Here is a 23,845-nt window from a genome sequence, read left to right on the forward strand (position 1 = left end):
AAGTGTGAGGGAAAAGATGACGAAAGTTTTAATTGTCTACGCAACCGATTACGGTAATACCCAGAAGATGGCAGAAGCAGTCGCTTCTGGTGTGACATCAGTTCCAGGGACTGAAGTGGAGGTAAAGTTTGCGGAGGATGTGACTGGAGATGATGTAATCGCCAGTGATGCTGTCATTGTGGGTTCTCCTGTACACATGGGAAGCCCAGATTGGCGCGTGAAAAAATTTATCGATCAGGTTTGTGGTCCTCTTTGGATTAAGGATAGCCTGATTGGGAAGGTAGGTGCTGTCTTTGCGACCGGTGGCGGTTTCGGCAATACAGGGGGTGGCGCTGAGCTAACCATGCTGCGCTGTTAAACAACTTTGCCGAACTGAGAATGGTGATGGTGCCTTTACCCAAAAACACACCTGGATATCCTTTTGGTGGTCTGCAATGGGGTCCCTATGGGCGCTCAATGGGAGAACACATGGAGCAGACAGGCGTTACGGAACAAAGACTGGAAGCTGCTAAGTATCATGGCGCGAATGTAGCACGAGTAGCTGCTGCGTTAGCAGGCAAAGAATTGTTTGCCAAGTAAAAAACAGGACTTGCGCCACTGCCCCATGCGATCGCCTGCCAAAACTAGTTAAAGACATTCCTCCCACTCAAAGGAAATATAAATGGATACACAACACTACGATGACATCATCATTGGTGGTGGCAAAGCAGGTAAAACATTGGCACCCGCACTCGTCGCAGACGGACGCAAAACCGCTCTGGTGGAACGCAGCTTAACCATGATTGGGGGCTCGTGTCCTAATATTGCCTGCATTCCCAGCAAAACGATGGTGGCAAGTGCAGCGACAGCAAATACGGTGCGAAACAGTGCAGCCTATGGCATTCACACGGCACCGCCCACAGTTGATATGGCGGCAGTGATTCAGCGCAAGCGATCGGTCGTGCAGTCTTTGCGACCTATCAATCTCAACATATTGAACACTGCATTGGGAGACAATCTGATTATTGGCACGGCTCGCTTTGTGGCACCTAAAACAATTGAAGTGGCAACCGATGAGGGAACAACTCGCTTACTCACCGCAGAACGGTTGTTTATCAATACAGGTACGCGACCGCTGATTCCATCGGTGCTGGGACTCAAAGAAGCTGGGTTTTTGACCAGCGAATCGATCATGGAGCTAGAACAGTTGCCGGAGCATCTGATCGTGCTGGGAAGTGGCTACATTGGGTTGGAGTTTGCCCAGATGTTTCGGCGTTTTGGCTCTCGCGTCACTGTGATTGGGCAAAGTGGGCAAATCCTGTCGCAGCACGATCCAGATATTGCGATCGCCGTGCAAACGCTGTTAGAGCGAGACGGCATTGACTTCTTGTTGAAGGCGAAGGTGTTGAAAGTCGATCGCACTGGCAATGCTACTCAACTTCAGATTCAAGTTGGCGATCGCCAGGTAAGTCTAGAAGGGTCACATCTGCTCATTGCTGTCGGTCGTGCGCCCACCACTGATAGCTTAAACCTGGCTGCTGCGGGTGTGGCAACCGATGCACGCGGATTCATTCCAGTTAACGATCGCCTGGAGACAAACGTACCGAATATCTGGGCGTTAGGCGATGTCAATGGGGGACCGCAATATACCCATGTGGCGCTGGACGATTATCGGATTGTCAAAGCCAATCTAATTGATGGCAGCAACCGCAGCACGAGCGATCGGGTGGTTCCCTCTAGCCTATTCATCGAGCCAGAACTGGCTCAGGTAGGTCTGACCGAAACCCAAGCACGACAACAAGGGTATGCCATCCGAGTGGCGAAGTTGGATGCCTCAAACATTATGCGAGCGGTAACAGAGGGTCAAACCACTGGACTGATGAAGGCGATCGTGGATACTGAAACAGGTCGGATTCTCGGTTGCACCCTGTTTTGTCATGCAGCGGGTGAAGTGATTTCGACCGTGCAAATGGTGATGCAAGCGCAGATGCCCTATACCGTTCTGCGCGATGGAATTTTGACTCATCCCACAATGACTGAGGGGTTAAATATCCTGTTTTCAAAGGTGTAAGAAGGCAGCCATTGCAGGCACTTCACAAGGGTACGTTCTCATGTTTTCGTGACCCGTGCAGACGGTTCTTTCAAACTCAACAACTTTAGGATTCACCATGAAAAAACTAGAAGAAAAAGTCGCTCTTGTTACGGGTGGTACGAGTGGCATTGGTCTTGCCACTGCCAAGCGTTTTGTCGCTGAAGGTGCTTATGTCTTCATCACAGGTCGTCGCCAAACTGAACTCGATGCTGCCGTTAAAGAGATTGGTGAAAACGTCACGGGTGTTCAGAGCGATGCTTCCAATCTGGCAGACCTCGATCGCCTGTTCGCCACAATCAAGCAGGAGCAAGGACACCTCGATGTGATCTTCGCGAATGCTGGCGGTGGAGAACTCGCCCCACTCGGCTCAATCACCGAAGAACACTTTGACAAAACGTTTAACACGAACGTCAAAGGTTTGCTGTTTACCGTGCAGAAGGCATTGCCGCTGCTGCCAGAAGGTGCTTCTATCATTCTGAATGCCTCGACTGCTTCTATTGTGGGCACTCCAGCCTTCAGTGTTTATAGCGCTACCAAAGCCGCCGTGCGATCGTTTGCCCGCAATTGGACACTCGACCTCAAAGATCGCAAGATTCGGGTTAATGCTATCAGTCCTGGTGTGGTTCCGACTCCTGGTTACAATCACTTGGGGCTAAGTAATGAACAGGTAAAGGAATTCGTGGATAGCCAAGCCGTCAACATTCCCTTAGGTCGAGTCGGCACACCCGATGAGATTGCCAAGGCTGTTGTTTTTCTCGCCTCAGACGACAGCAGTTTTGTGAACGGCATTGAGCTATTTGTTGATGGTGGTATGGCACAGATTTAAAGCGTCTTAACAGAAAGGGAGATTACAACATGAATAGGCTCACCCTCAAGCACAGCATCCGTCTACTTCTAATCGTCACACTCTTTGTAGGAACTATTGTGATCACTTCTCTAGGAGCCAATATGAATCCTGCAAGCGCACAAGATAGTAAGCCCACTATCGTCCTCGTTCATGGTGCGTTCGCTGATTCTTCCGGTTGGAATAGTGTATTGTCCGAGCTGATTCCGAAAGGTTATCCGACAGTTGCGGTCGCCAATCCCCTGCGCGGAGTCAGGAGTGACGCAGATTATGTCGCTAGCGTCCTTCAGAGTATCGAAGGTCCCATTGTACTGGTTGGGCACTCCTATGGAGGCGCAGTGATCACCAATGCGGTCAACGATAACAGCAACGTGAAAGCACTGGTCTACGTTGCTGGCTTTGCTCCTGATACCGGCGAGACTGCCATCGAACTCTCAGGACGTTATCCGGGAAGCACACTCGGACCGACACTCGCACCGCCCATTGTACTGCCCGATGGCGGTAAAGACCTCTACATTCAACAGGACAAGTTCCACGCACAGTTTGCCGCCGACGTGCCCGCCGATGAGGCGCAACTGATGGCTAGCACTCAGCGTCCGATCACGGAAGCCGCACTGAACGAACCTTCTGGTGAGCCTGCATGGAAGTCTATCCCGTCCTGGTTCATCTATGGCGATCGCGACTTAAATATTCCCGCAGCGGCACTATCTTTCATGGCGGAGCGTGCTAACTCAAGGGAGACGGTCGCTGTAGATGGCGCGTCACATGTCGTGATGATTTCCCATCCAGATGCCGTTGCTGAGATCATCGAACATGCTGCGATCGCGCAGTAAAGAAGTCTGAATGCAGCTTAATTCTGCAATCAGTGAATGAGCCTGCCGATATCGAGCGGTAGTTATGTACGTTGTAAACATCATTGGAGAACTTTGATCATGAGCCAAGCCACAAATCCAGCCGATCCAACCCCTCAAGATCTTGAGAAGAAATTGGCTCTACTGCGAAAGCTGAGAGATGAATTGGGCAGCGGTGATACAATTCGTCGTCTTTTCTTTGGAGATTTAAGACCGATCGCACTTCAACCGGGAGGAGCAGGTACGGTTGTCCATCTCTACAACCAAGCCAACGACGTCACGATCGCCTATTGTGCAACCTATGATGTGTTTTTAGCAGCACGGCTTGGGCGAGTCACAGAATTTGATCCGGCTGAAATCAAATAAGGATGTTACGGCATTCTCCATCTGCATGAGATAGAGGGAGGTAAAGCTCCACCTCCCTTTTACTGAACCTACGCTACACGAGCGTTGCGCTCACCCAACGACTCAAATGCTTAATCATTGAAAGAATCGCCTACAGATTAGCGTTAGAAGGCATTACTGCAACTGATCTACGAATAAATCAATATAAGGTGATATTACATGAAAGGGAAACATGTTTTGTTAACAGGCGCAACAGGTGGACTTGGTTTGGGTGTAACACCGGTTGTGTTAGCACAAGGGGCTAACCTAACCATTCCATACCGTCGGGTTCAAGATCTCGATCGCCTAAAAGCAGCGTTGCCTGCTGATGACATAACTCGCATCACTGGTGTCTCTGCCGATCTTCAAGATGAGCAGTCCGTAGAACGCTTGGTGAACAACATGCCCAAAGTGGATATCTTAATTCATCTCGTTGGTGGCTTTGCAATGGGCAAAACTCATGAGTATCCATTTGCCGACTGGCAACGAGACTTTAATTTAAACCTCAACTCAACCTTCTTAGTCTGCAAGCACAGCCTCCGACGGATGCTGGAACAGAACTATGGACGGATCGTAACAGTCGGATCAAGAGGTGCAGTAGAACCCAGCGGACAACTTGCCGCCTACGGTGCCTCAAAAGCAGGGGTGGTTGCTCTGACTAAGGCGATCGCAGATGAAACGAAAGGCACAAACGTTACTGCCAACGTTGTTCTACCCAGCATCATCGATACACCGACCAACCGAGCTGCGATGGGAGCTGAAAATGCGCACACATGGGTTAAGCCCGAATCGTTAGCTCAAGTCATTTGCTTTCTGGCATCTGAAGCAGCGCAAGATGTCCGAGGGGCAGCAATTCCAGTTTATGGCAGTGCCTAGTGAGGGCAGAGATTAGACATGCGCGATGAATCAGAAACGATGTTGTTGCCGTTCCTTAGTTCTCCGGGCAGACGGTCAGATAACTCAGTGAATTCTGCCTGACAGGGCTAGGTGGGTTAGCAACCAGAATGATCTCTCCAATAGAACTGACCTGCCATTCAGTAGCTTCGGTAACTGAGGCAGCGGTGAGGGAAGGAGAAAGAGGCGCGAAGACGCGAGGATTTGCGACAGATTCTCCACGTTCCCGCGTCTCTGTGTCCCTGTTTCCTCCCCCTCCAGTCACGACCAGTCTCCGCCGATCGCTCCATCTTACATCCCCGTCAAGCTGCTGTTCCGGCGTGGGAGGCAAGCCTCCGCGACCGCTGATAATGAAGGAGTTGCCCTCGTCAGCAAAACAGCCGTGGCCAATTAACTGAGATGAGTCCTCTAAACCTGTAGACAAGGACAATAACCCAGCAGTCGGGTCTGCGCCTATGGTCGTGACATCGATCGCCCCACTCAAGGCAGAAGTTGCACCAGTTGCGGTGATGTCGCTTAAAGGCGTATCTTGTGGGCGAGGCTGGATACCAAAGATGCCAGAAGAATTAACCAGGATATTGCCACCACGAGCGTTAACAGAATCGGCGCTAATGTCGCTGTTTTCAGTGGGAACAGCAGCGATCGCACCTGCATCAAGCCGAATGTTGCCGCCGTTGCCATTGCCACCCGCTGAGGTCGTAATTTGACTGTTGTTTCGTAGCAGCAAGACATCTTGCACATTCAGGTCAAGATTGCCTCCTTCACCGGATGTAGTAGCCGCAGTAATCGTACCGCCACGATCTAGAGAAATGATGGAGTTGGCGTTCACCCGCAATGTGCCAGCGTTTCCAGTTCCTTCGTTGTTGACAGTGACGATCGCACCATTACTGATGCTTAAACGGGGCGTGTTAATGGTTAGATCGCCCGAACTTCCACTAGGTCTGTCAGGCAGTCCGAAAGCTTGCTGTTGGGATTCAGGCACAATAGAGGCAGCCGAACCCACATAACTGGGAAGACCAGGACCTACGGGGCGACCACTAACTTCCACAGATTCTCTGGCATTGATTGTGAGACTGCCTGCGCGGCCAGTTGCTAGGGTTGAAGACGCAACAGCTCCTCCATTCTGAATTACTAGTCTTCCAGCGTTGACGATGACTTGACCTGCATCTCCGATACCCAGAGTAACAGCAGTTATACTACCTGGAACGGAAAGGCTGCTCTGTCCAATCAGTCTTATGAAGTCAAGAGCATTTACTTTTACATCTCCGCCACGACCACTTCCATACGTTAGTGATGATATGCTTCCTCCATTGAGGAGTGTTAGTTGCCGTGTTGATACAGCAACATCTCCTGCCGCTCCAGAGCTAAAAACACTACTACCGATGCCGCTAACTATAGAAGGATTAATAGATGAAACTCCGATGACTTGTATTGAATCAGAGGCTCGCGTAGTTACATCGCCTGATCTACCAGAACTGAAGGAAATCGCAGCAATCTGTGCCCCATTTCGAAGAGTTAACTGCTGAGTTGAAACTGTAATATCTGCCCCACTTCTAATGCCCACACTTTGGCTATCTAGTCCACCTCGTATTCCACCATCTGGACTGGTTCCGCTCAGTTCTAGAGCTTGCACAGCATTCACGCTGATGCTTCCTCCTACTTGAGTCCCCTGGTTCTCAACAAATAGCAGTGAGCCACCTGTTAGCGAGACTTGCTGCCCTTGCACCTGAATTGAGCCACCCCCACTTGCGTCAGCTAACGCCTGTTGAGATAAATGAATATTGTCAAAATCTTTCACTCCTGAGTAGCTCAAGGCAAAGCTATCATCAAAACTGACTTGTCCAGTACGCACGCTTCCTAACTCAACTCGTCCTTGCTCCGCTGTCAGGACACCACCATTAATGTTTATACCTCCTCCAATTAAGACGAGGGACTGCCCAATTGGCACTCGTAACCCCTCTGGATTAACGCTTCTGACAATACGAGGGGAGGCAAGAGGGGGTGAAACAGATAAATCGTATCCATTCCCCTGCACTTCAATTTGTCCTGGATTTGCTCCCATCTGCAAGCCAACCGGAACGCTAACGGTCAACAGTGGTGCTGTTTGAGGATTTGTGGCACTGTATTGAAATTGATCGGCAAAGTTAATGCTGTCGGCAGTGCTAGCAATAAAGGAACCCCCAATATTGAGTAATGCATTAGGTCCAAACAGAATGCCATTGGGGTTGAGCAAAAACAGGTTTGCCGTGCCATTAGCTCGAATCAAGCCATCAATATCCGAGACTGAGTCACCTGTAACCCGGCTGAAGATGTTCTGCACATCAGCCGCATTGTTAAAGTAAGTAGACCCGCCAGTAGGAATTGAAAACTGGCTGAAGCTGTGGAATAAATTGCCCCCTCGCCTCGCTCCACCATCAATCTGAGCATTGGCATCGCCTGTAATTTGCGATCGCTCCCCCGCAGGCAGCGTATTATCTGGGATCACCTGGGCGGCGATCGGTTGAGAACAAACCAATACTCCTAAGGCACTACCCAGCAAAACCCCTACATTTAGACACCACTTGCTCATCCGGTCTTGTCTCCAGCGTTCGATCGTTCAGCGCAAAAACTTTTCCCTTTCACACCTCCGTTTGCTGTAGTTGTGCGGCATTCTTCGGTATCGCTGAACACAGACATAAGGTGCAAATGTAGATTCTTTTAGTGAAGATGTTGCACGAAACACCCCTACGCAATTCATGTATTCAATCAGCAATGCTCATTTTTCAACATTTCTTCAGCTTTTACCAGTTAAGTTAATTAGGTTAATCCTTAACTTTGGGGATATGCTGCTGAATTACACTCTAGGACTTGTCAAACACCCTTTATGAATCTGATACAAATTGCTGCATCTTAATAAAGTTTTTATAACAGTGTTTTAAGTTGAGCATTTATATTCTGCTTAAACTCCATGCGCGTTTTAGATGACTCTGACACCACCGCAAAAGACTAGATCCTATCGGGGAGCCGTCCTGACCATGCAAGGGTGGGAAAGGCTTCAAGCTGCCAAAACTCAGGCTGAGTTGAATGAGAATGCTGGGGAGCGCTTCACTCAAGAAGAACTCAGTGAACGCATGGATCTGTCTTTAACCACAATTTCTAAAGTGTTTAGACGCTCAGCCCCCGTTGATGAACAGTCTTTGCAGCGTGCCTTTCGAGCCTTTGGGCTGAAGCTCAACAAGGATGACTATACTCGACCTGGTGCAGCGATCGAGTCTGTTGTTCAAGCAGAGAAGTATCAGCGAGATTGGGGTAACATCATCGACACATCTCTATTGTGCGGACGTGATGAGGAACTCCTGTGTCTCAAGCGGTGGATCTTAGAGGAACATTGCCGACTTGTCCTGCTACTGGGCATTGGTGGGATGGGCAAAAGTACGCTTGCTGCCAAGCTGGTGGAGCAAATTGAAGCTGAGTTTGAGGTTGTGGTGTGGCGATCGCTACAAAATGCCCCGCCCTTTGAGGAGTGGTTAGAGAGCGTGCTGCCCATTCTGCTGCAAGTTCAGGGAAAGGATATCGCTGTACCCGCTAGCCTGGACGGAAAACTGCTGAAGCTGATGGAGGGACTGCGCTCTCGTCGCTGTTTGCTGATCCTGGACAATGCCGAAGCTATCTTGAGTACAACCTGGCAGATGGGACAGTACCGAGCAGGCTGTGAAGGATACGGTCAACTGTTCAAGGAGGTTGGAGAAGTCGTTCACCAGAGTTGCTTTCTGCTCACCAGCCGCGAGAAGCCTAGAGAAATTGTGCCACTTGAAGGAAAGGGACAATCAGGTCGAACGTCTTCTCGTCGCACTTGCGCTTCGCTGTCGCTCAAGGGACTAGATGTAGAAGCTGGACAAGAACTGTTTCGCCACAAAGGAGAATTCACTGGCACGGAGCATGAGTGGGAGCGATTAGTAGCACACTATGGCGGCAACCCTTTAGCGTTGAGACTGGTGGCAGCCACAACTCAAGAATTGTTTAATGGCAGAATCGTTGAAGTATTAAAGTGTGTGCAGCAGGGGTTTGCCGTTTTTGATGACATTCGCGACTTGCTCAAACGCCAGTTCGATCGCCTCTCTGACATTGAGCAGGAAATGATTTTTGAGTTAGCGATTAATCGGGAGCCCGTCTCGCTAGCTGAATTAAGTCAGGATGTTATCCCCACAATCTCCAGAAGCAGACTGCTAGATGCAATACAGTTATTATTGCGGCGATCGCTAATTGAAAAGGAAGGTGAGTACTTCTTTCTTCAGCCTGTCGTGCTGGAGTATGCCACCCATCAGTTGGTTCAGTGCGTTTCTCAAGAAATTACTAATCAAACACCACAGCGACTCCGAACTCATGCCCTGATCAGAGCACAAGCAAAAGATTATGTTCGAGAGATGCAAAAGCGACTGATTATAGAGCCAATTGCTGAGCAACTGCTGATCCAGTTTGGTAGCTCTCAAGCGATCGAGCAACAGTTGAAAGTCATGCTGAAGCACCAGCAGCAATCACCCCAGTCACACTATGTCGCGGGAAACCTGCTCAACTTGCTGGTGCATTTGCAAAGTGATTTATGTGGCTATGACTTTTCAGAGTTAGCAGTGTGGCAGGCTGACTTACGGCAGGTCAACTTGGCAGGGGTCAATTTTTGCAATGCTGACTTGGCAACCTCTGTGTTTACTCAAACCTTAAGTGGGATTGATTCAGTCGCTTTCACTCCAGATGGTAAACAATTGGCAACAGGTGGTGTCGATGGAAAAATAAGTTTCTGGCAGGTGGCAGACGGAAAGCAACTGTTGACGCTGCAAGGACATCAGAGTTGGATCTTATCCGTCAGCTTTAGCCCCGATGGCGAGATGCTTGCTAGTGGTGGTGAAGACTTCACCATTCGTTTGTGGAATGTCGCATCCGGTCAATGCCTCAGAGAACTGGAAGGGCACAGGAATTCTGTATTCTCCATCAGCTTTAGCCCTGATGGTCAAACGTTAGCTAGTGGTGATGAGGACTCTACCATTCGCCTCTGGGATGTGGCATCCAGGCAATGTCTTAAAACATTAGAAGGACATACGGGCCGGGTTTGGTCGATCAGCTTTAGCCCTGATGGTCAGACTCTTGCCAGCGGCAGTAATGATGCAACCATTCGCCTTTGGAATGTGCAGAACGGTGAGTGTTTCAAGACCTTGCAGGGACAAGCGGGTGGAATTCGCTCAGTCCATTTCAACGCAGATGGTCAAACGGTCGCAGGTGGTGGCGATGATGCAGCCATTCACCTTTGGAATGTGGAGAACGGTCAATGCTTTAAAGTACTGCAGGGTCACACAGGTGTTATCCAATCCATTAGCTTTAGCCCTGATGGTCGAACGATCGCCAGCGGTAGCTTTGATTCTTCGATTCGTCTATGGAATGTGGAAGACGGTCAGTGCCTCAAGATGCTGCATGGTCATAGCCAGGCAATTCGATCGGTCAACTTCAGCCCGGATGGTCAGACTCTTGCCAGCGGCAGCTACGATTTCTCGATTCGTTTATGGAACGTGCAGCGGGGTCAGTGCCTCAAAGTCTTACGGGGAAACTCATCTGGAGTCCGCTCCATTCACTTCACTCCGAATGGTCAGTCTTTAATCAGTGGCAGTACAGACCACTCCATTCGTTTGTGGAATGTGCAAAAAGGTGAGTGTTTGAGGGAATTTCAGGGTCATGCAGGTTGGATTCACTCTGTCAGTTTGAGTTCCGATGGTCAGTCTTTAGTCAGCGGCAGCACAGATCAAACTGTGCGGTTGTGGAGTATGCAAAAGGGGCGGTGTTTAAGAGTATTTCACGGTCACACATCCTGGGTTCTCTGCGTCAATTTCAGTCCGGATAGTCAGACGATCGCAAGCAGCAGCCAAGATACTACAGTGCGGTTGTGGGATGTGCAAAGTGGTCAGTGCCGCAATGTGTTGCGAGGTCATTCGGCTTGGGTTTGGACAGTTGGCTTCAGCTCTGATGGTCAGTCTTTAGTGAGTGGCGGCAGCGATCGCACGGTGCGTCTGTGGAATGTACAAAACGGTCAGTGCCGCAAGGTATTGCAAACTCCCAGTGGAGTTTGGTCTGCCCGCTTTAGCTCCAATGATCAAACATTAGTCACTGGGCATTTTGATGCGGCTATCAGGCTATGGAATAGCCACAGTGGTGAGTGTCTTAAGACCTTTCAGGGACACACCGGTTGGGTCTGCTCAGTTAACTTCAGCCCGGATGGTCAAACTCTAGCAAGCAGCAGTTGGGACGCTTCGATTCGCTTATGGAATTTGCAAAGCGGTGAATGCCTCAAAGTCTTACAGGGTCACACAGGAGCAGTCTACTCCATCAGCTTTAGCCCCAATGGTCAGGTGATTGCTAGCGGCAGTCATGATGAGACTATTAAGCTATGGGATGTAAAAACAGGACACTGCATCAGAACGCTGAGAGCCGATCGCCTCTATGAAGGGATGAATATTTGGGGTGTTCATGGGTTGACCGCCGCGCAACAAGCCACATTGAGGGCATTAGGAGCAGTCGAATACTGATCCAATCTGTTAGTCCTCAGATTGGGTAAGAGAGAAATGTATTCTACTTTCATCGGTTCACTGCTTGCCGTGGCAGGCGATCGCCTGATTCAACGAATGCTGCACTGTGAGGACAATTAGGTGCAAAATTTTAAGCTTTTTTACCTTACTATTAATCTATCTTGGTGAGACAGCTCATTTCAGTATCATTCGTACTATACGAACTTAGGTTTGATGTAGCTCTAACCTTAAGTTTGATGTAACCCCAATGCTACAGGCTGCCTGACGATTGATCATTTTGTTACTTCAAATATAGACTCTGCATTGATGACAAATTTGGGTTTATTCCCTAAATTATGACTATGCAAAGGATTGTAGAAAAGGGGAAACCTCATAGTACTTCAGTGTAGTGAGTAATTTTTTCCTTTCTGCCACTATCTTCCTCACCCTCTGAAAATCAGCTTGGATTACTGGGGAAAGCGCTAGGCGATCGCGGGTAGTTGCATTGATCAACATCAAGTTTTGTAAGAGGTTCCCATGCAAAGAGTAGAACATTACTCATCAACTTATTCAACGCCTGTTCACGGACTTTCAGCTCGTGAATTGGAAGTTTTGAAACTCATGGTTGAAGGTCAAAGTAATCTTGAAATTGCAGCCCATCTATATCTGAGCCAGCACACTGTAAAGACTCATGTACGTAGCATCTTCAATAAACTTGGAGTTGGTCATCGTGTACAGGCTGCTGTGATCGCTTTGCGTCAGGGGTTAATTTAAGAGATAAAAGTTGCGGGTTCTCCCTTCAGAACACACTCACGCTTGTTTCAAACGCTGTAAGCGGACGGGGTAAGAACTGTAGAAGATTAAAAGGGCGTTGCTAAATGCGGGTATGATTTACGGACTCAATCCCCTCTGTAGGGGCATGGCATTGCCATGCCCCTATGAAACTCATATATCGTTGATATGACAGTACTATTGCTGGGGTAGGCAGGGGCTGTCGCTGTCGCGAATCGGCAAATATCACTGTGATTAAATAGGGATTACTGCACAGAAACACTTGCTGTCACAGCAGAGGTTGCTGCTTCAATAATCAAGTTAGCAACCTCTCTGGGTTGGGAGATATAGGACACGTGGCTGGCTTTGATTTCAGTTGTTTTAGCACCAATTCGGTCTGCCATAAATCGCTGAAGCTCAGGGTTAATAGCCTGGTCTTCCTGGGACACCAGATACCATGAGGGAATTGTTTTCCAAGCTGCGCTGTCTAATGATTGTCCAAAGGCTAGACTGGCAGGAGGTTTTTGCGTTACTGCCAACACTCGCGCCTCAACTGGTGACACGTCTTTGGCAAAGACTTCGTGAAACTTCTCACGATCAATGTAGAGAAATCCGGCTGTATCCGCAACAATTGCTGTGGCAAGCGGCGGTGGCGGAAATTTGCCAATTAACTGACCAACACTTTCGCCCGGACCCAATGCCCAACCAGCGATATAAACCAGTGCTTTCACTTGTGGGTTGCCATCCGCTGCCCCTGTAATTATGGCTCCGCCATAGGAGTGACCGACCGCTACGACGGGTCCCTCTTGGGCATCAATCACGCGTTTGGTTGTGGCAACGTCGTCTGGCAGAGAGGTAAGAGGATTTTGCACAGCAGTCACGGTATAGCCAGCCTGTTGTAAAAGCGGAATGATGTGTTGCCATGATGTAGCGTCAGCCCAAGCACCATGAACAAGAACGATCGACGGTTTATCTTTAGACATAAGGGTTACTCCTTCTGGGTGAATGCTTTATTCCTATTGAATTACTGAAATCCTTAAAATGGGCTTTGTTGCCCGCACAATTAACTTGAAACTGGTGAGATAACTAGCTAGCTGCGTTTGGTGTTATGCCATTACTGCTACAACCTCGTCTGTAGACAGAACTTGATTGGCGATATATCCAAAGTTGATCAGTGCTGCCTTATAGCCATCGCCTAGCTCTGGGTGTCGCGGAGCAGCAGTTGCATCCTTGACGACAAGTACTTCAAATCCTTGCTCAATCAAGTCACGCAGGTGCGCTTCAACACAAATATTTGCCAACATTCCCAGGAGAATGACTTTACTGATGTTGCGCTTACGCAGTTGTAGAACGAGATCGTTGCTCTGTGGTCCATAGGCTTTGTGAGGGCTAACCACAATGGTTTTGCCATCCTCAATGAAGGGCTTATAGCGATCAAGCCAATCAGCACCCGACCCTAAGAAACCGTCAAGGCTCAACGCACCCTTGCGATCGAATTCCCTGGATTCCAGCATCATGCGCTCCACGGTTCCGGCAAATTTCCAGCCATAATCCGTGGGGTAATAATAATGGGGGGAGATAAATACTTCAAATTCATTCTGCTTAGCAGCTTTGAAGATCCGCTCGATGTTTTCGATGGTCTGATTTTCCTTTACACTATCACCCACCAAATCCCAGGAGACACCTTCTCCATCTAAGACATCGTTTTGTGGATCAATGACAACTACTGCGGTGTCATTTTTGTTGATGTTCATGTTTTTTCTCCTTGCCTGTTAATGTTCATAATTTTTTCCTGACTGCAAGAACTTAACCCTCGCCGTTCGATATCTCACACTGTTGGAACGGTTCCACCGTCAATGACAAACTCAGACCCGTTGATGTAAGAAGCGCGATCGGATACCAGGAAAGCAACCAGTTCAGCAACTTCTTCAGGGCGACCCGGACGACCCATTGGAATTCCTCCGAGTAACTTCATCAGCCCAAGTCTTGCAGTCTCAAAATCTGTTCCTGCATTTGCAGCTAATTTCTCAATCCGTCTTGTGGTAGCCGATGTCTCGATGAAACCGGGAGCCACCGTATTCACTCGCACGCCTTTCGGGGCAACTTCTTTGGAAAGTCCTTTGCTGTAGTTGGTTAACGCTGCCTTTGCCGCAGCTAATGGCAAGGTTGCAAAAAGCGGTAGGGTGCGTTGGATAGAGGAGATATGAATGATGACGCCTGAACCTTGTTCTAGCATTTGGGGCAGAAACGCCCGATCTAATCGAACAGCAGCAAACAAATTGGCGCTGAATGTCTGCTGCCAATCTTCATCACTGAGGGCAAGTGCGCCACCAGTGGGTGCTGAAGAACCACCCACATTATTAATCAAGATGTCTACACTGCCGAGATGAGCGAACACTTCCTTGGTCACTTTTTCCACACCGTCAGACGTGCTGATGTCAGCCTGAATGAATAAATCCGGTGATTGCAATTCGTCAGGCTTTGAGCGAGCGGTTGTCATGACTTTTGCACCCGCTTGCCTCAGACGAGTGACGATCGCTTCTCCCATACCTTTGGTTCCGCCTGTTACCAGCACTCTCTTGTGAGATAACTCATTAGGATCAATTTGAATTGCTGTTATGAGCCTAAGCTCCTCGTTGGAGTACAACTTTGCCCAACGCCTGACCGGATTCAGCCCGTTGGTGTGCCTGAGCTACCTCAGAAAAATTGAATACTTTGGTATCCAACAAGGGGTGTACTTGTCCTGCATCCACCAGTTGAGCCACTTGGGTCAGAATCTCTCCCTGCCGCGATCGCCCCACACCATAGAGTATGGGAATGAGCCGATAAACCAGATGCAGAGTGAGTCCTTTGGTATGAAATAGGGTGAGATCTTGCTTAGAGGTAGAAACAACGAAGATGACGCGGAGAGGGGGGGACGCGGAGACTCCAATCACTGTTCTGGTTCACCGCCTCACCGTCTCACCGCCTCACCGCTTCCTATTGCAGATATTTCTTCAGTTCAGCAGCGGCTTGGACAAAAAGAGAACGGACTGATGGAAGCTCTGCTAAACCGTTAAGCAATCCGAAGTCATGAATCATACCGTTGTAGCGCACAGTTGTCACAGGTACTCCAGCTTCATCTAGCTTGCGTCCATACGCTTCGCCTTCATCGTGCAAAATATCGCTTTCGGCAATTTGAATTAATGCTGGAGGCAAACCTTTGAGCTGCTCAACCGTAGCTTGTAAGGGAGAAGCATAGATGTCTTTGCGCTTTTCTGGGTCAGCGATGTACATGTCATACATCCACTTCATCAAAGGTGTGGACAGGAACCGTTTGTCACCAAATTGGTGATACGAATCCGTTTCAAAATTAGCGTCCACAATCGGCCACATCAAAATTTGCAGCTTAATGTGCGGACCTCCCTTTTCTTTCGCCATCAATGTCGTTACTGTTGACATGTTGCCGCCGACGCTGTTTCCCACGATCGCCAGGTTTTTGCCATCAACTTCAATTTCCTCACCGTGCTCAGCAACCCATTTGGTTGCAGCATAGATCTCATTGATCGCTTGTGGATACTGAGCATCTGGCGTGCGAGTGTAGTTGACAAAGACACCCGAAAACCCTGAAAGTACAACAAGATCGCGAACCATGCGCTTGTGTGTTGGATAATCACCCAGCACCCAACCGCCACCGTGAATAAACATGAAAACCGGCAGTATACCTTTGACCCCTTCAGGTCGCACGATATTGAGTGTAATCGAATAACCGTCAGCGGTAATCGTCTTCTCAGACTCTTCAATGCCTGAAAGGTCTACGTTAACAGAAGCCTGTGCATCCACGAGGACTTGACGCGCTTCGAGGGGAGTTAATTTCTCTAACGCCACACCTGCTGAGTTCAGCCCCTTCAAAAATTCCTTCGTTCCTTGGGAAAGACGTGGATCATCTGCAACTTCCAAAATTTTCACCGCTTGTGAGTTTACTTGAGCAACCATGACGTTCTCCTTTTGTTGATAAATAGTGAACAATTTGTTGAAGTGGCACGTTCAACTGAATGACTTAACAGTGTTTGTTGATGAGCAATGATTGTAGACAACGCTTAAGCGATAGCAACGTGAGAGTTTGCAAATTTCCTTGAACTGCATTTTCATGGCTGGGATTTAGCGAATAACGATCCCAGCCCAACGTACGGTTTTAACGGAAGAACCTCAAACTTTAAAACTCCTGCCTGTGCCATTGGAAACTGTGCAGCAATCTCTTGCATCACCTCTAAAGTTGGAGCTTCGCACATGAGAACAGCACCACTCATGTCTGCAATGTAGTAGACCGAGCGCACAATCTCAGCAGAGTATTGTTGCCACACCATTTCTGCCTCAGCTTTGACGTAGGGCAGCACTTGTTCCATTGCCACACCTTCAGCAACTCGCGCTAATACTAAAAACTGCATTCTGCTTTCCTTGGGTTTAGGAATACTTGTGAAGTCAAGAACGGTGTATCCAGTCACAAAGGCACGAGAAGAGAAATCAAAGTAGCGTTTCTTTGCTCTTATCAGGCAGGGACGGGTTGGAGTCGTGACGCAAGGAATTGGGTAATATGGTTTGCGATCGCATCCCCATCTTCTTCCAGGGCAAAATGTCCGGTATCGAGTAAATGGAGCTCAACGTCTTTCAGATCGCGCTGGTAGGGATAAGCACCTTTGGCAGGGAAGATGTAGTCATTCTTGCCCCAGACAATCAGAGTGGGTGGCTGATATTTGCGGAAGTACTCTTGCCATTGGGGATAAAGTGGTGGATTGGTGCCATAGCTATACAGCAGTGTTAATTGAATGTCAGCGTTTCCGGGGCGATCGAGGAAATGTTGATCCATCGTCCAGGTATCCGGGCTAATCACCTCAGGATTGCGAACGCCGTTGGTATATTGCCATTTCGTTGCATCCAGGGTCACAAGGTATTTGAGCTTGTCCGCATTCTCAGGAGAACGATCTTGCCAATATGCCTTAATTGGGTCCCAAAACTCCCGCAGACCTTCCTCGTAAGCATTCCCATTTTGCACAATCAGGGATTGCACCCGCTCTGGATATTTGGCAGCAATCCGATAACCAATGGGAGCACCATAATCCATCACGTAAAGACTATATTTTTTAAGGTCGATTGCAGTAATAAACTTCTCCACGATCTCAGCCAGGTGGTCAAACGTATAGTCAAATTCATCCACGGTTGGCATCGAACTGTTGCCGTAGCCTGGATAGTCGGGTGCAACGAGATGAAATTTATCCGCAAGCGCAGGGATCAGATTGCGGAACATGTGAGAGGACGTTGGAAAGCCGTGCAGCAGCAGAATGGTCGGATTATCACGAGAGCCAGCTTCCCGGTAGAAGATATCTAAACCATCGATCGAAACGGTGCGATATGTAGTCATGAAATTACTCCTTGTTTATAGTGAAGTTGAAGTGCTTGCGTGGAGGATTAAAAAATTAAATGCGTTCCCACACCAACTCAAAGACTGTTTCAACACCATCAGTTAAGACCGGCGACGTTCTTAGCGTCACTTGACTCTCACTTAAAGTAAACGTGCGAACTAACGCTGTACCCACCCGATTAGGAATCGATGCAATTTCGAGCTGGTGAATCACTGTGTTTCCACTCAAGGTATATGTTCCTGCGTATGCACTGAAGGTCGTGAATGCTTGAGCCAGCTCTTCTACGGGTAGAGCATGCATCTGGGGACTCAGCGGTGATTGAACCTCTTGACTCAGTGGTGAGCGATCGCTCCTGGCAAACATCACCATCATGTGACCATCTGATGTATACGTGATGTAACCAACGGGGTAAGTACCATATACATCTGGAGTCGCCGTTCCATTAGCATGAATAGCCGTTGCAGAGATTAACTTCCACATACCAATGAGCGGGTTATTCTCACTTGGTGGTGTAGTCATACTGTTTAGCCATTGCTTGATGGTCTTCCGCTGGAGTAATGGGTCTCAACACAAAATCAAACTCGCTCGTGTAAAATGGTTTACTCTGATTGTGCGCCTTTTCGTCTGATGCTTCGTGCTTTTGCAATTGAATGATCGCCGATCGCACTGAAAAGGTTGTATCTGAATCCAGGTGAGGATCGCCAGCAATAAAAATTTGGGATGTTAGCGGAGTATACTTCGGAGCGCTGACTTTGAAATGAATGTGAGCCGCCCGCCAGGGATGTCGTCCTAGCAATCGTAGCAACTCACCAGATGGACCACTATCTGGCACCTTATAACCGAGTGGCACCACCGTTTCAAACGTATACTTGCCGCTGGCATCTGTGGTGAAACGTCCCCGAAAGTTTCCCTGTGGCTGAGATGGATCTTGAATGTCATACGCTCCCTTGGAATTGGGTTGCCAAACATCCATCACAGCATTAGCGATCGGCTGACCATCTAAGTCTAAAACCCTGCCTGATAGAAAAAGTGTGTCTCCTTCTGCATCAATACCCAGGCGATCGCCCATCTGCCATTCTGGTGCATTCGGCACATACAGGGGTCCTTCTAAGTTGCCTTCTGTACCGCAATGGGTATCGTGCAGCAATTCTACCAACTCTGAGATCCCGAGTAGATCCGTTAACAGATGGATTTCTCCAATGGGAATCTCCTGGGTGTGATGACTTGCCTGGTTGAGAAAATCACGTCCTTGCTGCAATTCTGCCTCAGTCAGATTTACCTCACGCACAAACTCATGCAAATGTCGAACTAGGCTTGTGTAAATTTCATACAGTCGTGGGTGAGATTTACCGCGATCGCCATGATCAATGACAGCTTGAGTAATGGTATCAAGAGTAATTTTCTGCATGATTGAACTCCTTTGCATTTGCAGCATAACTGACGGTCGTTTTACGGTGACTAGCCCGGTAGGGGTTGCCATGTGGAGAAGTTGGCAAGATGTACCCAGTAGGCAGTTAACCCAATGTAAGCAAAGACGAAAGCTGCTGCAATCAGCACAATTCCTCCAATCGTTCGCAAGAGCCGGCTTTCTTTGATGTAGAGAGTTGGTGCAGCAAAAACTCCGCCTAAGCCAACTAAAATAAAACCAGTTCCTGCCAGCAGAGAAATCTGTGTTAATCCCAAGTTGATAATGCGAACGCCAATGAGAAGGGATACAAGCCCGGCAAAGAATCCGTAAATGCCCAGGGTTAGTAATTCCCAGCCCATTGCGAGAGTCAGGGAAGTTCCAACAAATAAAATTCCAAATAGAACTGTTGTTTCACCAAAGGCAATATTGAAACTGCCAGGAACGGGCCAGGTCAGCGTCATATGTAACCCAGTGAGTAACGCTATCGCCCCGACAATACCGAAGCCTGGAATCCAACGTCTTTGGTTTGAGCTACCTAGACCAAAATACAGATAGGCCGCCAACAGAGCGAGCCCAGCTGTCAGGTTAATGAGCATGAGTGAAATGTAATCAATAAACATTAGACCTCCAAATGTCTAGTTTTGTCAGGATTTATCCTGACGGCGGACTTGCTCCTGGAAATAGTCACGCCAACTGTCGGGTAAAGCTTCTAATTGAGCAGCACGGTGAAGTAACTCTGGATTGTCCTGCTCCCGTACGTAAAGTCGAGTGATATCAGCAACTGTGATGTTATTGTCGTTTCGGCTCACTAACTCTAGAGTATCTCCGGCTCCAACTTCGCCCTCTTGCAAAACTTGGAAGTAAAATCCGGTGCGCCGACTCGCAAGGAATCGCTTCACCATATCGGGTCGCTCAAACCGAATCCCCAGTTTGTAGCAGGGCAAGCGCGGTTGGGTCACCATTAGATGAACACTGCCAATCTGAAAGCGATCACCAATGTTCAGTTCCTCTTCCTTTAGCCCAGTGGTCGTAAAATTTTCACCAAAGATGCCTAACGGTAGCTCTGTGTTAGGTAATTCACTTTGCCAATAGTCGTAATGCTCGAACGGATAGACATAAATTGCCTTATCTGCTCCACCATGAACGGTGAGATCTGCCTGCCCATCACCGTCCAAATTGAGCGATCGCACCATCACGCGATCGCTGACTGGCTCTTTGAAAATTCCAGTTGTTACGGTTTTTCCTTTCCAGGTTACTTCACGTGGAAGCCCGACATTGACAGAGATGAGTTTCATCTTTGGCTCCGTAGTTTTCGGTTCTGAAGAAGTGGCAGTCTTCTACAGCAGTACATTTTCTGTACTTCAGCTCTGCAATCCTTGTATGACCTAATTTAAAGAACTCAATCAAATTTGTAGTCCATTTAAGGTCCACAGTTTAAGCAACATATTGGTCAATGGTTGGTTAATCCAGGGTACTGGTTTAGATCAAACTTAAGTTCAGGTTGGCATCAAACCCTAAGTTCTTTTATCGACCGAATCTGGTTCATGCGCTACACTAACTTACACCAAATCTGGTTGATCAACTGGATTGAATACAAGCGCCAACAGGAACGCGACTTTACCAGCTCGTTTGGCGCTTAACGAAAAGAATGTTGAGCAGAATGATATCCGGTAAATAGTGTCGCCATTTGAACGCAGAAAGAGTAGACATCGCAAAGGGAGCAGTCGTGTTTGAAATAACCTACCTTACCACTAACTAGTTTTTGCAACACAACCGTCTCATGTAGAGGGTAAATCTCCAGGCGCACCAAGCAACTCGTCTCCAATCTCAGCAGAGATATGTCCAAACAGCGCCATGTCTGGTGGTTCTGTCTCATCCACTGTCCCCACTGCTGCGATCAGCCGAGCAAAGGCACTGGGCGCAGCAACGACCAACCCACGCGCTGGTTTATCACCGACTACAGCAACCACATGCGGTACGCCTGGAGAAATCAGGTAATTTTCACCAGGACCCAGCACAATCTTGTCTTCACCAGCCCAAACCGTAAACTCTCCTTCCAGCACATAGAGCTGTTCAGAGTAGCGGGTATGACGATGAGGAGGAGGCTGTGTGCCAGGTGGGAAGTAGCCCTCAATCAGATCGTATTTACCTCCAGTCGTAGTGTGATCAGCAACGATAGTAAGATGAGTACCAAAAAACCAGAGAGGTTGTGCCATGATTCTCCTGTTCAAAATCAGGTTAAGTGAGCAAGCATAACGATCGGTAGCACCAACAGCAAAGAGGATGAAGTTTGGAGCTATACAAGACGGTTGAAGCTGTAATGCAATTTTTTGAACTATCCTAGTCTCATTCAACTGTGGTCGATTGTTAGATAGACAAGCGTTCTGGACTTTGAACATTCAACCCACGGGGGCTAGTTTGCGCTGTGCGGCTCGCTTTAATGAAATCCGCTGCCTTCTCGCCGATCATGATGGTCGGTGCGTTCGTATTTCCTGAGATGATTGTCGGCATGATGGAGGCATCGACAACTCGCAACCCCTCAACTCCATATACCCGTAGTTCAGGATCTACGACTGCCATCGGGTCAATGCCCATTTTGCAAGTGCCAACAGGATGCCACACCGTGCTGCCATTGTTGCGGATGTAAGCTTCGAGGGCTTCATCACTTTGGACTTCAGCACCCGGAGCAATTTCTACACCGCGAAACTCATCAAAGAAGCTGGTATGAAGCAATCGACGCATTAATTTAATTGCGAAAACGAGCTTTTGTGCATCGGTTTCACATTGCAGATAGTTCATCTGAAACATCGGTGCGTCTTTGGGATCAGATGATCGTAAGCCGACACTGCCAATGTTTTGAAGACGGGTCAAAGAAACTGCACCAGTGAATGCCCAATCAGGCTGGGGATATCCAGGTGGTACGAACAGATTGGGACCGAAGAAAAACTGAAGATCTGGTCTAGCCTCCGAATTCTCCTCACTATGCAAAAAGAATCCAGCTTCCGCGATACTACTGGTGCTTGCCGGATGTAAATCCTGAGTTGCCTGGTATGACACAGGAACGAGAAGATGGTCTTGGAGGTTTTGACCAACCCCTGGCAAATCAGCGACAACAGAAATTCCCAATGCTTGCAACTGTGCGGTATCCCCAATCCCGGAAAGCATCAGCAGCTTGGGCGAATCGAACGTACCCGCACTTAAAATCACCTCCCTGTTGACCCTGACCTGGTGCAGCATTCCCTCGTGCAGATATTCCACCCCAACGGCGCGAGTTCCCTCAAACAACAATCGAGTCACCAGTGCGCCAGTGGTTACAGTTAGATTGGGACGCTGAAGAATGGGCACAAGGAAAGCAGCCGCAGTACTGTGTCGCTTGCCATCTTTAATAGTGTATTGATAAAGTCCCACCCCTTCCTGTTGTGCACCGTTGAAATCAGAATTGTAGTCATAGCCGAGTGCCACCGCTGCGTCGATAAAGCGTTGGGATACGACGTTCGGGGAAATCGGATCGGTGACGCTCAACTCTCCATCAACCCCATGAAATTCAGAGTTCCCGCGCTGCTGGTGCTCCGATTTCTTGAAATAGGGCAAGACATCCTGGTAACTCCAACCGGGATTTCCTAATGACTGCCAGTGGTCATAATCGTGATGATTGCCCCGAACGTAAAACATGAAATTAATCGAGCTGCTGCCACCCAAAACTTTGCCACGGGAAGAAAAGACTTTGCGGTTGTTCAGGTAGGGTTCGGGTTCAGTAAAATAGCCCCAGTCCACCTCAGTGCCAAGTAGGTTGACGCATTCGGCCGGGATAAAAAGCTCTGGTTTCGTATCTGGGTTACCTGCTTCGAGGAGTAACACCGTTGTGTTGCTGTCTTCGGTCAGACGGTTGGCGACTACGCAGCCTGCCGAACCGGCACCAATCACAATGTAGTCATAGTGAGTCATGACAGCCTCCTGAGTTGTCTGCAAGGGTTCATTTTTGTTATTGCGCGGCATATTCACTGTTAGCCGCGATTCCTTTAGAGTTGCGTTCCGTGCTAGCGCTTGTCCTGACAACGCTAAGTGAGAATAGCTGCCATCAACTGCTCCATGTCCCAGCCGCTGGTGTATCGAGTTCCATTGATAAATAGTGCTGGAGCATCCGTTACTCCACTGAGTAATCCACTTTCGAGATCTTGACTGATGCGATCGGCGTGTACTCGTCTCGATATATCTCTCAAAAATTGAGGAATATCGAGTTCGAGATGGTTGGCATACTCTACTAGATAGCAATCTTCTAATGCTTGCTGATGATTGAACAACATGTCATGCATCTGCCAAAACTTTCCCTGTGCTCCCGCTGCTGCCGCTGCCATTGCAGCCTTTTGGGCGTGAGGATGGATCTGAGGCTGAGGAAACTGCCGGAACACAAAACATAGATAGTTCTCCTCAGCCAAGGTCGTATCAAGCTGTGTTTGAACTGCCTTGATCAAGGCGTGAAGTTCTCCACAGGTAGGGCATTGATAATCCCCATATTCGACGAGCACAACCCTGGCGCTGAGCGGTCCTTGCCGATAGTCTCGCTCAGAAGGCGGTATAGCTAACGGGTTGTGGTCGTCGGATGGTTCAATTGAGGTGTCTTGACTCATTCTAAACCTGCGAAGAAAAGAGCTTTTATCGTACAAAAAGCAATGTGAAATCTCTTTCCTCTAAACCT

23 protein-coding genes and 1 pseudogene are annotated in these 23,845 nt (G+C 48.5%); 9 read left to right on the forward strand and 15 right to left on the reverse strand.

Annotation, left to right across the window (positions count from 1 at the left end; translation table 11 throughout):
- The first annotated feature begins 16 nt into the window (after window positions 1-16).
- From H6G00_RS34885 to fabG, 7 genes are all read left to right on the forward strand, one after another.
- The gene (locus tag H6G00_RS34885) at window positions 17-358 is read left to right on the forward strand and encodes a flavodoxin domain-containing protein (RefSeq protein ID WP_199318717.1); all 342 of its coding nucleotides are present in this window, start codon (window positions 17-19) and stop codon (window positions 356-358) included.
- A 26-nt stretch (window positions 359-384) separates the two neighbouring features.
- Window positions 385-579: a hypothetical protein gene (locus H6G00_RS34890; protein ID WP_199318718.1), complete on the forward strand. Its 195-nt coding sequence runs from the start codon at window positions 385-387 to the stop codon at window positions 577-579.
- A gap of 82 nt (window positions 580-661) precedes the next feature.
- Window positions 662-2,050, forward strand: a complete 1,389-nt coding sequence (locus H6G00_RS26485; RefSeq protein WP_190799012.1) for a mercuric reductase — start codon at window positions 662-664, stop codon at window positions 2,048-2,050.
- A 97-nt stretch (window positions 2,051-2,147) separates the two neighbouring features.
- The gene (locus H6G00_RS26490; RefSeq protein ID WP_190799013.1) at window positions 2,148-2,897 is read left to right on the forward strand and encodes an SDR family oxidoreductase; all 750 of its coding nucleotides are present in this window, start codon (window positions 2,148-2,150) and stop codon (window positions 2,895-2,897) included.
- A 29-nt stretch (window positions 2,898-2,926) separates the two neighbouring features.
- Window positions 2,927-3,748 carry an alpha/beta hydrolase gene (locus H6G00_RS26495; protein ID WP_190799014.1) on the forward strand — a complete coding sequence of 274 codons (822 nt, stop codon included), beginning with the start codon at window positions 2,927-2,929 and terminating at the stop codon, window positions 3,746-3,748.
- Between the two features lie 99 nt (window positions 3,749-3,847).
- Window positions 3,848-4,132 (forward strand): hypothetical protein, encoded by a 285-nt coding sequence (locus tag H6G00_RS26500; protein ID WP_190645761.1) that lies wholly within the window; start codon window positions 3,848-3,850, stop codon window positions 4,130-4,132.
- A gap of 198 nt (window positions 4,133-4,330) precedes the next feature.
- Window positions 4,331-5,026 (forward strand): 3-oxoacyl-ACP reductase FabG, encoded by a 696-nt coding sequence (gene fabG / locus H6G00_RS26505; RefSeq protein WP_190799015.1) that lies wholly within the window; start codon window positions 4,331-4,333, stop codon window positions 5,024-5,026.
- Between the two features lie 55 nt (window positions 5,027-5,081).
- Here the strand turns inward: fabG and H6G00_RS26510 are convergent, their stop codons facing one another.
- Window positions 5,082-7,613: a filamentous hemagglutinin N-terminal domain-containing protein gene (locus H6G00_RS26510; RefSeq protein ID WP_190799016.1), complete on the reverse strand. Its 2,532-nt coding sequence runs from the start codon at window positions 7,611-7,613 to the stop codon at window positions 5,082-5,084.
- A 391-nt stretch (window positions 7,614-8,004) separates the two neighbouring features.
- Here H6G00_RS26510 and H6G00_RS26515 point away from each other — a divergent pair, with 391 nt between their 5' ends.
- On the forward strand, window positions 8,005-11,592 hold the full coding sequence (locus H6G00_RS26515; RefSeq protein ID WP_190799017.1) for an NB-ARC domain-containing protein: 3,588 nt from the start codon (window positions 8,005-8,007) through the stop codon (window positions 11,590-11,592).
- Window positions 11,593-12,159: 567 nt separating this feature from the next.
- A pseudogene (locus tag H6G00_RS26520) lies at window positions 12,160-12,345 on the forward strand (LuxR C-terminal-related transcriptional regulator); the annotation flags it as partial.
- A gap of 263 nt (window positions 12,346-12,608) precedes the next feature.
- On the opposite strand, the gene H6G00_RS26525 reads toward H6G00_RS26520, so the two are convergent.
- The 14 genes from H6G00_RS26525 to H6G00_RS26590 form a co-directional block, all read right to left on the reverse strand.
- Window positions 12,609-13,325, reverse strand: a complete 717-nt coding sequence (locus H6G00_RS26525; protein WP_190799018.1) for an alpha/beta hydrolase — start codon at window positions 13,323-13,325, stop codon at window positions 12,609-12,611.
- A 123-nt stretch (window positions 13,326-13,448) separates the two neighbouring features.
- Complete coding sequence (locus tag H6G00_RS26530; protein WP_190645755.1) at window positions 13,449-14,096, reverse strand: cysteine hydrolase; 648 nt, start codon at window positions 14,094-14,096, stop codon at window positions 13,449-13,451.
- Between the two features lie 74 nt (window positions 14,097-14,170).
- Complete coding sequence (locus H6G00_RS26535; RefSeq protein ID WP_190799073.1) at window positions 14,171-14,962, reverse strand: oxidoreductase; 792 nt, start codon at window positions 14,960-14,962, stop codon at window positions 14,171-14,173.
- A gap of 4 nt (window positions 14,963-14,966) precedes the next feature.
- On the reverse strand, window positions 14,967-15,278 hold the full coding sequence (locus H6G00_RS36300; protein ID WP_190799019.1) for a zinc-binding dehydrogenase: 312 nt from the start codon (window positions 15,276-15,278) through the stop codon (window positions 14,967-14,969).
- Window positions 15,279-15,321: 43 nt separating this feature from the next.
- Window positions 15,322-16,317, reverse strand: coding sequence for an alpha/beta hydrolase (locus H6G00_RS26545; RefSeq protein WP_190799020.1), 996 nt, complete (start codon window positions 16,315-16,317; stop codon window positions 15,322-15,324).
- 152 nt (window positions 16,318-16,469) lie between these two features.
- Window positions 16,470-16,769 (reverse strand): hypothetical protein, encoded by a 300-nt coding sequence (locus tag H6G00_RS26550; protein WP_190799021.1) that lies wholly within the window; start codon window positions 16,767-16,769, stop codon window positions 16,470-16,472.
- 101 nt (window positions 16,770-16,870) lie between these two features.
- Window positions 16,871-17,740: an alpha/beta hydrolase gene (locus H6G00_RS26555; protein ID WP_190799022.1), complete on the reverse strand. Its 870-nt coding sequence runs from the start codon at window positions 17,738-17,740 to the stop codon at window positions 16,871-16,873.
- 55 nt (window positions 17,741-17,795) lie between these two features.
- Window positions 17,796-18,260 (reverse strand): lipocalin-like domain-containing protein, encoded by a 465-nt coding sequence (locus tag H6G00_RS26560; RefSeq protein ID WP_190799023.1) that lies wholly within the window; start codon window positions 18,258-18,260, stop codon window positions 17,796-17,798.
- Window positions 18,241-19,149 (reverse strand): dioxygenase, encoded by a 909-nt coding sequence (locus H6G00_RS26565; protein ID WP_190799024.1) that lies wholly within the window; start codon window positions 19,147-19,149, stop codon window positions 18,241-18,243. The genes H6G00_RS26560 and H6G00_RS26565 overlap by 20 nt, the downstream gene beginning before the upstream one ends.
- A 50-nt stretch (window positions 19,150-19,199) precedes the next feature.
- Window positions 19,200-19,769 carry a DUF981 domain-containing protein gene (locus tag H6G00_RS26570; protein WP_190799025.1) on the reverse strand — a complete coding sequence of 190 codons (570 nt, stop codon included), beginning with the start codon at window positions 19,767-19,769 and terminating at the stop codon, window positions 19,200-19,202.
- Between the two features lie 24 nt (window positions 19,770-19,793).
- Window positions 19,794-20,444 (reverse strand): MOSC domain-containing protein, encoded by a 651-nt coding sequence (locus H6G00_RS26575; protein WP_190799026.1) that lies wholly within the window; start codon window positions 20,442-20,444, stop codon window positions 19,794-19,796.
- Between the two features lie 483 nt (window positions 20,445-20,927).
- The gene (locus H6G00_RS26580; protein ID WP_190799027.1) at window positions 20,928-21,365 is read right to left on the reverse strand and encodes a cupin domain-containing protein; all 438 of its coding nucleotides are present in this window, start codon (window positions 21,363-21,365) and stop codon (window positions 20,928-20,930) included.
- Between the two features lie 151 nt (window positions 21,366-21,516).
- Window positions 21,517-23,094: a GMC family oxidoreductase N-terminal domain-containing protein gene (locus tag H6G00_RS26585; RefSeq protein WP_190799028.1), complete on the reverse strand. Its 1,578-nt coding sequence runs from the start codon at window positions 23,092-23,094 to the stop codon at window positions 21,517-21,519.
- 113 nt (window positions 23,095-23,207) lie between these two features.
- Window positions 23,208-23,777, reverse strand: coding sequence for a DsbA family protein (locus H6G00_RS26590; RefSeq protein ID WP_190645744.1), 570 nt, complete (start codon window positions 23,775-23,777; stop codon window positions 23,208-23,210).
- Between the last annotated feature and the right edge of the window lie 68 nt (window positions 23,778-23,845).

The sequence above is a fragment of the Leptolyngbya sp. FACHB-541 genome (assembly GCF_014695875.1).
Taxonomy (GTDB): domain Bacteria; phylum Cyanobacteriota; class Cyanobacteriia; order Elainellales; family Elainellaceae; genus JAAUTN01.